Here is an 8,199-nt window from a genome sequence, read left to right as displayed (position 1 = left end):
CCCCCGCTTATGTTTCGCGGTTTCCTTTCCGGCGGTTCCGACTCTATCAGATCCTTTCGGTCCCGATTCCCCGTCAGAGGGGGTTGCCTTCCCGGCCCTTGGGCCGTTCCGACGAGTGAGACTTTAGCGGATTCCCCGGCCCCGAAGCCAATCGGGGCCGCGTCCTTTCGAACACGGATTCCTCATTTCGCGAATACGCACGCCAATGACACGACGACAGCCGAATCGACTGCTCGTCGAGGAGTGGTTGGTACTTGCGGAATGGCTGTCCGGGGACCGACCGGAGTCGGCGCTCACGTCGAACAACTCGGAGAACACTACGTATCCGCCCGGGGTGTGTCAACCCAGGCCCCAGAGGCACCCGGAGGCGTACGCTGGGCCGCATGACCACGCATACGTGCAGCACCCAGCTGTGGTGGGCCGCCTGACGGCGGCCGGACTGACGTGTGCACTCAACGGCCGCCGCCTCGGCGGCCGTTTCTGTTTCTCCCTCCTGGGGGCCGGCCGGCCGGGTGCGGCGGCCTCGACCAGGAGGTGGAGAGATGAAGCGGGTCTTCAGCGGGGTCAAGCCGACCGGGCATCTGACGCTGGGGAACTACCTGGGGGCCATGCGGCAGTGGGCCGAGGTCGATCAGCATCGGGCGGACGCGCTGTTCTGCGTGGTCGACCTGCACGCCCTCACCGTGGACCACGACCCCGCGCGGGTGCGTCGGCTGAGCCGGCAGGCCGCGACGCTGCTGCTCGCGGCCGGGCTCGATCCGCGGTTGTGCACCCTCTTCGTGCAGAGCCACGTCGACGAACACGCGCGGTTGTCGTACGTGCTGGAGTGCGTGGCGACCGACGGCGAGATGCGGCGGATGATCCAGTACAAGGAGAAGGCCGCGCGGGAGCGTGAGCGGGGCGGGAGTGTGCGGCTGTCGCTGCTCACCTATCCGGTGCTGATGGCGGCGGACATCCTGGCGTACGGGACGGACGAGGTGCCGGTCGGGGACGACCAGGCCCAGCACGTGGAGCTGACCCGGGATCTGGCGTCGCGGTTCAACCAGCGGTACGGACAGGCGTTCGTGGTGCCCAGGGCCACGCATCCGCCGGTGGGGGCACGGGTCATGAACCTCCAGGAACCGACGTCGAAGATGGGCAAGAGCGACGACTCGGGTCCCGGCATCGTCTACCTGCTGGACGAGCCGGACGTCGTACGGAAGAAGGTCATGCGGGCCGTGACCGACAGCGGGCGGGAGGTCGTGTACGACCGGGAGGAGCGGCCCGGCGTCGCGAACCTGCTGGAGATCCTCGCGGCGTGCACGGGCGGGAACCCGCGGGCCCTGGCGGACGTGTACGCGTCGTACGGCGCTTTGAAGAAGGACACCGCCGACGCGGTGGTGGAGGTGCTGCGACCGGTGCGGGCCAGGCACCAGGAGTTGTGCGCCGACCCGGTGTTCGTGGAGGGAGTGCTGCGGGACGGCGCGGAGAGGGCGCGGGCGATGGCCCGGCCGGTCGTGGACGCCGCCTACCGGGCGATCGGGCTGCTGCCCGCGGTGGCGGAGCCGGCACTGAACGCGGCGCGGTAGGCGCGTGGGCTGGTGGCGAGGCGCGATGCGAAGTGCTGGCGCATCGTGACCTCGCTGCCGAAGCCCGCGCGGCGGGCGACCTCGGGCATGGGGAGGTCGGTGCGTTCGAGGAGCTTCTGGGCGGCGGCGAGGCGCTGGTCGAGGAGCCAGCGGAGCGGGGTGGTGCCGGTGGCCGCCGTGAAGTGGCGGGCGAAGGTGCGCGGGGACATGCCGGCGCGAGCCGCCAGGTCGGCGACCGTGAGCGGTTCGTGGAGGTGGCGGAGCGCGTGTTCGCGGACGGCGGCGAGGGCGTCGGCGTCGCGGTCGGTGTGGGGGGTGGCGTGTTCGATGAACTGGGCCTGGGTGCCGGTGCGGAAGGGGGCGGTGACCATCGAGCGGGCGATGGTGGCGGCCGCTTCCGCACCGTGGGACCGGCGGACCAGGTGGAGACAGAGGTCGATGCCGGCCGCGGTGCCGGCGGCGGTCCAGATGTTGTCGTCCTCGATGAAGAGGGCGTCGGGGACGACGGTGACCTCGGGGTGACGGGCGCGCAGCAGGTCGACCAGGTTCCAGTGGGTGATCGCGCGGCGGCCGTCGAGGAGGCCGGCCTGGGCGAGGGTGAAGGCTCCGCCGCAGAGGGCGGCGATGGTGGTGCCGCGGGCGTGGGCGCGGCGGAGGGCCTGGAGGACGGGTGGTGGTGCGGGGGTGACGTGGTCGTCGAGGCCGGGGACGAGGATCAGGTCGGCGCGCGGCAGCCAGGAGAGGGTGCGGTCGGGGAGGAGGCTGAGTCCGCCGCGCATGGGGACGGGCGTGGCGGTTTCGGGGGCGACGCGGCGCAGGTCGAAGGCGGGGGCGTCGCGGTCGGTGCGGTCGGTGCCCCAGACCTCGGTGATGACGGAGACGTCGAAGGCGCGGACACCGGGAAAGGCGACGAGGGCCACCCGGTAGGCGTTGCGTCGTTCCCTGGGTGCGTCGCCCTGCTCCATGCATGGCAGTAAACCATCGATCGCCGGCTTTTCGCCCTCTGGGACGGGCGGCGTCGCGGCGGCAGGATCGGGGGCATGGACATCGCTGAGAACGCGGCACTGGTGGTCGTGGACGTGCAGAAGGGCTTCGAGGAGGCCGGGTTCTGGGGGCCTCGGAACAATCCCGGTGCCGACGACAACGTCGCCACGCTCATCGACGTGTGGCAGGCCACGGGACGGCCGGTCGTGTTCGTGCGGCACGACTCGGTCGAGCCGGAGTCACCGTTGCGGCCGGGGTACGGGGGGAACGGCTTCAAGACGTACGTGGAGGAGAGGAGGGGCAAGGGTTCCGGTGCCGAGCTGTGCGTCACGAAGACCGTGAACTCGGCCTTCTACGGGACGCCGGATCTGGACGCCTGGCTGAGGGCGCGGGGCGTCGCGCAGGTGGTGCTGGCCGGGATCCAGACCAACATGTGCGTGGAGACGACCGCGCGGATGGGCGGGAACCTGGGGTACGACGTCGTGGTCGCCCACGACGCCACCTACACGTTCGACCTGGAGGGGCCGTTCGGCTGGCGGCTGAGCGCGGACGAGGTGGCGCGGGCGTCGGCGGTGTCGCTGCACGGGGGCGGCTTCGCGCGGGTCGTCACCACCGGGGAGGTGGTGGACGCGGCGAAGTGACCGCCCCCGGTGGGGCGGTGCGCGCGTGCCGTCAGCCCTTGGTGCCGGCGGCCAGTTCGCGGCTGCGGTCGCGGGCGGCCTCCAGGGCGGCGATGAGGGCGGCGCGTACGCCGTGGTTCTCGAGTTCGCGGATGGCGCTGATGGTGGTGCCGGCCGGGGAGGTGACGTTCTCGCGGAGCTTGACCGGGTGTTCGCCGCTGTCGCGGAGCATCGTCGCGGCGCCGATCGCGGACTGGACGATGAGGTCGTGGGCCTTGTCGCGGGGCAGGCCGAGCAGGATGCCGGCGTCCGTCATCGCTTCGACCAGGTAGAAGAAGTACGCCGGACCGGAGCCGGAGAGGGCCGTGCAGGCGTCCTGCTGCGACTCGGGGACGCGGAGCGTCTTGCCCACGGAGCCGAAGATCTCCTCGGCGTGGGCGAGGTGGTCGGCGCTGGCGTGGCTGCCGGCGGAGATGACGGACATGGCCTCGTCGACGAGGGCGGGCGTGTTCGTCATGACGCGGACGACGGGGACACCGGCGGTGAGGCGCTCCTCGATGGAGGCGGTCGTGATGCCGGCGGCTCCGCTGATGACGAGGCGGTCGGCGGGGACGTGCGGGGCCAGCTCGTCGAGGAGGGCGCCCATGTCCTGCGGCTTGACCGTGAGGATGAGGGTGTCGGCGGTCTTGGCGGCTTCGGCGTTGGTGACCGGGGTGACGCCGTAGCGGGCGCGGAGTTCCTCGGCGCGGTCCGCGCGGCGGGCGGTGACGAGGAGGTCGGCGGGGGGCCAGCCGCCTCGGAGCATGCCGCTGAGAAGGGCTTCGCCGATCTTGCCGGTGCCTAGGACTGCGACTTTCTGGGACATGGCGGGGTCCTCCGGGGGGGTGCGTCGTCCGGGGTCATCCTCGCACCAGGGACGGTGCGCGGGTGAGAGCTGCCCGGTGGGTGGGCGGTGCGGGCCGTCCCCGCCGCCCCTTCCCCGCCCGTCCCGCTCCGTTCTTCGGGCCGCGCCGTCGCGTCGCCGCGCCGCCGCCGGCTTCCCCCGGGCCGCGCCCCGCGCCCCTGTCGGCGTCTTCGCGCCTCGTCCGTGAGGTCCTCCCGGCGGGGGCGGGCCCGGGCGGGCCGGCAGGGGTCCGTCATGTCGTCCTGCGGCGCAGTGTCGCCGCTCCCAGGCCGAGGACCAGCAGGGCGCAGCCCGCCACGACGAGGACGTCGCGGACGAAGTTCGCCGTCATGTCCGTGTGGGTGAGGACCTCGTTCATGCCGTCGACCGCGTAGGACATGGGGAGGACGTCGGAGATGGCCTCCAGGACGGGGTGCATGGTGTCGCGGGCGGCGAAGAGGCCGCAGAGCAGGAGCTGGGGGAAGATCACCGCCGGCATGAACTGGACCGCCTGGAACTCGGAGGCGGCGAAGGCCGAGACGAAGAGGCCGAGGGCGGTGCCGAGGAGGGCGTCGAGCAGGGCCACGAGGAGGAGCAGCCAGGGACTGCCCGTCACGTCCAGGTCGAGGAACCAGAGCGCCAGGCCGGTGGCGAGGGCGGACTGGACGATCGCGAGGGCGCCGAAGGCCAGGGCGTATCCGGCGATCAGGTCGCCCTTGCCGAGGGGGAGGGCGAGGAGGCGTTCGAGTGTGCCCGAGGTGCGCTCGCGCAGGGTGGCGATGGACGTGACCAGGAACATCGTGATCAGGGGGAAGATCCCGAGGAGGGATCCGCCGATGCTGTCGAAGGTGCGGGGGCTGCCGTCGAAGACGTAGCGGAGCAGGACCAGCATCAGGCACGGGACGACGATCATCAGGGCGATCGAGCGGGGGTCGTGGCGCAGCTGGCGCAGGACGCGGGCGGCGGTGGCGGTGGTGCGGGAGAGGTTGAGGGGGGCCGTGGGAGTGGCGGGGGCGGTGGGCGCCGGTCCGGTGTTCGTGGTCATCGGGTCTCCTCCTTCTTGCGGGTCGCTCCGGCCGCCTCGTCGACCAGGTGCAGGAAGGCCGCCTCGACCGTGTCCGAGCCGGTGCGGGCGCGCAGTTCGTCGGGGGTGCCGTCGGCGAGGATCTCGCCCTCGCGCATGAGGATCAGGCGGTGGCAGCGCTCGGCCTCGTCCATGACGTGGGAGGAGACGAGGAGGGTGGTGCCGCGGGAGGCGGCGATGTCGTGGAAGAGGTTCCACAGGTCGCGGCGGAGGACCGGGTCGAGGCCGACCGTCGGTTCGTCCAGGACGAGGAGTTCGGGGGCGCCGAGGAGGGCCACGGCCAGGGAGACGCGGCTGCGCTGGCCTCCGGAGAGGTTGCCGGCGAGGGCGTCGGTGTGGCTGGTCAGGTCGACGTCGGCGATCGCGCGGGTGACGTTGTGGTGGCGGCGGTCGGCCGCCGCGCGGCCGGGGTCGAGGACGGCCGCGAAGTAGTCGAGGTTCTGACGGACCGACAGGTCGTCGTAGACGGACGGTGCCTGGGTGACGTAGCCGATGAGGGTGCGCAGGGCGGGGTGGCCGGCCGGGTGGCCGAGCACGTCCAGGGTGCCGGTGACCTTGGCCTGGGTGCCGACGATCGCCCGCATGAGCGTCGACTTGCCGCATCCCGAGGGGCCGAGGAGGCCGGTGATCCGGCCGTGCGGGACCGCGAAGTCGAGGGTGCGCAGGACCGTGCGGGGGCCTCGGACGACGGTGAGGGCACGGGCGCGGACGGCGGCGGGGGCGGTCGGGGCGGGGTCGCCCGGCCCCGTGCCGTCGGGGGGTTCGGGGATGCGGGCCTCATAATTCATCATGTGATGAATAATCTCTCCGCGGGGCGGCGGCCGTCAAGCGGCCCGGGGTGCGTGTGCGCGGGACGGGCGCACGGCGGCGCGCGCGAGGTGAGGCCGCTCCGTTCGCGCGCTTCCCCGTTCGTGTGGCGATCGGCGGTTCCCGGCGCACGGTCGGCCGATTTCATGAAAATGGGATTCAGTTCGCCGTGTCCTCCCCCGGCACGGCGCCCACGCATCTCCCGTTCCCGACCGGAGGTGCCGTCGTCATGCGCCGTGGTGTCCGTGAAACCGAACTGCAGCCTTTCCCCGTCGTCCTCCTCGTCGCGCTGCCCGTGTGCGTGGGCGTCGCCCTGATCTGCGGAGTCCCCGCCGAGTCGGCGCCGGTCACCGGCCTGGGCGGCGCACTGGCCGCCTCGCTGGTGCGGCGGGGAAGGTGGTTCCGGATCGTGCCGGTGGCGGTCGTACGGGGGATGCTCGCCGGGATCGGGTTCGTCCTGGTCGCCGGGCAGGCGTACGCCCTCGGGGACTCGGCGGTGCCGGTGAGCGGGTTCGGGAGGGTTCCGGGGCCGACGGGCCTGCCCGAACGGGTGGATCCGGTGGCGTTGTCGGTGGGGGCCGCCACGCTGGTCCTGTCGTTGCTGTGGCGGCGGTGGCGGCGGGGTGCGCGGCTGGTTCCGGCGCCGCTGGTCGCCGTGGTGTCGGCGGCGGCCGTGACCTGGGCGTTCGACCTGAAGGTGCGGCGCGTCGAGGTACGAGGACCGGGAGGTGCCACAGGGCTGCCGGACGTGGCGGAGTGCGCACGGCTCGCGGAGGCGGGGGTGACCGGGGCCGTCGTGGCGCTCGTGCTGGTCGCGTCGGCGCGGTGGTCGTGCGCGCGGGTACCGCGTCGCGTGGGGCCGCCGGCGGTGGCGGCCGTCGTGGCCGGAGCGCTCGCGGCGCTCGGGGTGGCGGGGGTGGTGCCGACCGCGGCGGTGGCCGCCCTGCTCCTGTACGTCGGTTGCGGCCTCGTTCCCGTCCGGGAGGTGCGGGCGTGGTGGCGTGGGCATCGCGGTGAGGTGGCGGTGCTGGGCGTGACGGCGGTCGTGGTGGTCGTGGGGAACCTGTTCGAGGGGGTGCTGGCCGGGCTGGCGCTGGCCGTGGCGAAGACGGCCTGGGAGGTCAGCCAGGTGCACGTGGAGACCGAGGACCGGGGTGACGAGGGGATCGTCGTACGGCTGGTGGGGCATGCGACGTTCCTGCGGCTGCCGAAGCTGCTGGACGCCCTGCACGCGCTGGACGCCCAGCACCGGGACCGGGAGGTACGGCTGGAGCCGGCCGGGCTGCGGCATGTGGATCACGCGTGCGCGGCGGCCCTGGAGGGGTGGGCCGCCGCCCGCGAGAGGCGGATGTCGCGGGGTCAGGGGCGGATCGCGAGCAGCAGTCCGACGTCGTAGGTCTCCTCGACCAGGCCGTCGGGGAAGACGGCCAGGAGGTGTCGGCGCTCCCCGTCGAGGAAGGCGTCGGTGCTCTCCCGCCCGTGCACCAGGAACAGCGAGTGGCTGCCGATGTTCGCCAGGTGCGTGTCGACGGGGACGCGACGGCTCCAGCGGACACGGCGGTGCGCGAAGTCGAGGCGGCCCGCGGAGGCGGCGAGGGCGTCGTGCGTGCCGTCACCGTTGCCGCCCGCGGTCCGGTCGAGACCGAAGTGGCGCTCGACGCGGGCCGTCTGCGCGTCGATCCACGGCACGTCGAGCGCGGCGGCGTTCCACCAGAGGGCGAGGGCGCCGCCGGGGCGCAGGACGCGCAGGGCCTCCGGGATCGCGCGGTCCGGGTCGGTCCAGTGCCAGGACTGGGCGTAGGTGAGGAGGTCGAGGGAGGCGGTGGCGAGGGGGAGGTGGTTGCCGTCGCCGCGGACGATCGGCACGTCGGGGAGGTCCCGGCGGAACTGCTCCGCCATGCCGTCCCCCGGTTCGACGGCCACGACCCGGGCGCCGCGGGCGTGCAGGAGGGCGGTCCCGATCCCGGTGCCGGCGCCGACATCGGCGACCCGCGCACCGGACAGCGGGCGGCCCGCCGCCTCCTCGATCGCGTCGAAGAGGGCCGCCGGGTAGGAGGGGCGGTTGGCGGCGTACTGGGCCGCGGCGGCGTCGAAGGAGAGGGCCCTGGGTGTGCTGGAGGCGGGGGTCATGAGGGCCATGGTGGCGGGAGAGGGTGGAGGGATGCCAGAGGGCCGGGTGCGCCGGGGGCTGCTGTGGGGGCGGGCGGCCGGTGCCGCTGTGGAGGTGCGGTGCCGCTGTGCAGGTGCGGCTGT

The 8,199-nt window shown here is 73.2% G+C and carries 8 protein-coding genes; 3 read left to right on the top strand and 5 right to left on the bottom strand.

What is annotated here, in order from left to right; genetic code table 11:
- Positions 1-542: 542 nt before the first annotated feature.
- Positions 543-1,568 carry a tryptophan--tRNA ligase gene (trpS, locus tag ACH4N1_RS07585; protein ID WP_398095215.1) on the top strand — a complete coding sequence of 342 codons (1,026 nt, stop codon included), beginning with the start codon at positions 543-545 and terminating at the stop codon, positions 1,566-1,568.
- Here the strand turns inward: trpS and ACH4N1_RS07580 are convergent.
- The gene (locus tag ACH4N1_RS07580) at positions 1,508-2,533 is read right to left on the bottom strand and encodes a GlxA family transcriptional regulator (protein WP_398095214.1); all 1,026 of its coding nucleotides are present in this window, start codon (positions 2,531-2,533) and stop codon (positions 1,508-1,510) included. The genes trpS and ACH4N1_RS07580 overlap by 61 nt on opposite strands.
- A gap of 75 nt (positions 2,534-2,608) precedes the next feature.
- On the opposite strand from ACH4N1_RS07580, the gene ACH4N1_RS07575 reads away from it, so the two are divergent.
- Positions 2,609-3,193: a cysteine hydrolase family protein gene (locus ACH4N1_RS07575; RefSeq protein ID WP_398095212.1), complete on the top strand. Its 585-nt coding sequence runs from the start codon at positions 2,609-2,611 to the stop codon at positions 3,191-3,193.
- A 31-nt stretch (positions 3,194-3,224) separates the two neighbouring features.
- On the opposite strand, the gene proC is transcribed toward ACH4N1_RS07575, so the two are convergent.
- The 3 genes from proC to ACH4N1_RS07560 form a co-directional block, all read right to left on the bottom strand.
- Complete coding sequence (proC, locus tag ACH4N1_RS07570; RefSeq protein WP_382785929.1) at positions 3,225-4,037, bottom strand: pyrroline-5-carboxylate reductase; 813 nt, start codon at positions 4,035-4,037, stop codon at positions 3,225-3,227.
- Positions 4,038-4,308: 271 nt separating this feature from the next.
- Positions 4,309-5,100, bottom strand: a complete 792-nt coding sequence (locus tag ACH4N1_RS07565; protein WP_398095210.1) for an ABC transporter permease — start codon at positions 5,098-5,100, stop codon at positions 4,309-4,311.
- Positions 5,097-5,930: an ABC transporter ATP-binding protein gene (locus tag ACH4N1_RS07560; protein WP_398095208.1), complete on the bottom strand. Its 834-nt coding sequence runs from the start codon at positions 5,928-5,930 to the stop codon at positions 5,097-5,099. The genes ACH4N1_RS07565 and ACH4N1_RS07560 overlap by 4 nt, the downstream gene beginning before the upstream one ends.
- Positions 5,931-6,175: 245 nt before the next feature.
- Here ACH4N1_RS07560 and ACH4N1_RS07555 point away from each other — a divergent pair, with 245 nt between their 5' ends.
- Positions 6,176-7,342 carry a SulP family inorganic anion transporter gene (locus ACH4N1_RS07555; RefSeq protein ID WP_398095206.1) on the top strand — a complete coding sequence of 389 codons (1,167 nt, stop codon included), beginning with the start codon at positions 6,176-6,178 and terminating at the stop codon, positions 7,340-7,342.
- Here ACH4N1_RS07555 and ACH4N1_RS07550 read toward each other — a convergent pair.
- Positions 7,306-8,076, bottom strand: coding sequence for a class I SAM-dependent methyltransferase (locus tag ACH4N1_RS07550; RefSeq protein ID WP_398095204.1), 771 nt, complete (start codon positions 8,074-8,076; stop codon positions 7,306-7,308). The two genes, ACH4N1_RS07555 and ACH4N1_RS07550, sit on opposite strands and share 37 nt — an antisense overlap.
- Positions 8,077-8,199 lie beyond the last annotated feature (123 nt).

Origin of the sequence: Streptomyces sp. NPDC017202 (assembly GCF_044331705.1) — a bacterium.
Taxonomy (GTDB): domain Bacteria; phylum Actinomycetota; class Actinomycetes; order Streptomycetales; family Streptomycetaceae; genus Streptomyces.
This window is presented reverse-complemented; position numbering and strand designations above follow the sequence as displayed.

What these genes read in the sequence shown, in the direction of transcription:
- trpS (WP_398095215.1), top strand. Translation starts at nt 543, where the DNA reads ATGAAGCGGGTCTTCAGCGGGGTCAAGCCGACCGGGCATCTGACGCTG.
- ACH4N1_RS07580 (WP_398095214.1), bottom strand. Translation starts at nt 2,533, where the DNA reads ATGGAGCAGGGCGACGCACCCAGGGAACGACGCAACGCCTACCGGGTG.
- ACH4N1_RS07575 (WP_398095212.1), top strand. Translation starts at nt 2,609, where the DNA reads ATGGACATCGCTGAGAACGCGGCACTGGTGGTCGTGGACGTGCAGAAG.
- proC (WP_382785929.1), bottom strand. Translation starts at nt 4,037, where the DNA reads ATGTCCCAGAAAGTCGCAGTCCTAGGCACCGGCAAGATCGGCGAAGCC.
- ACH4N1_RS07565 (WP_398095210.1), bottom strand. Translation starts at nt 5,100, where the DNA reads ATGACCACGAACACCGGACCGGCGCCCACCGCCCCCGCCACTCCCACG.
- ACH4N1_RS07560 (WP_398095208.1), bottom strand. Translation starts at nt 5,930, where the DNA reads ATGATGAATTATGAGGCCCGCATCCCCGAACCCCCCGACGGCACGGGG.
- ACH4N1_RS07555 (WP_398095206.1), top strand. Translation starts at nt 6,176, where the DNA reads ATGCGCCGTGGTGTCCGTGAAACCGAACTGCAGCCTTTCCCCGTCGTC.
- ACH4N1_RS07550 (WP_398095204.1), bottom strand. Translation starts at nt 8,076, where the DNA reads ATGACCCCCGCCTCCAGCACACCCAGGGCCCTCTCCTTCGACGCCGCC.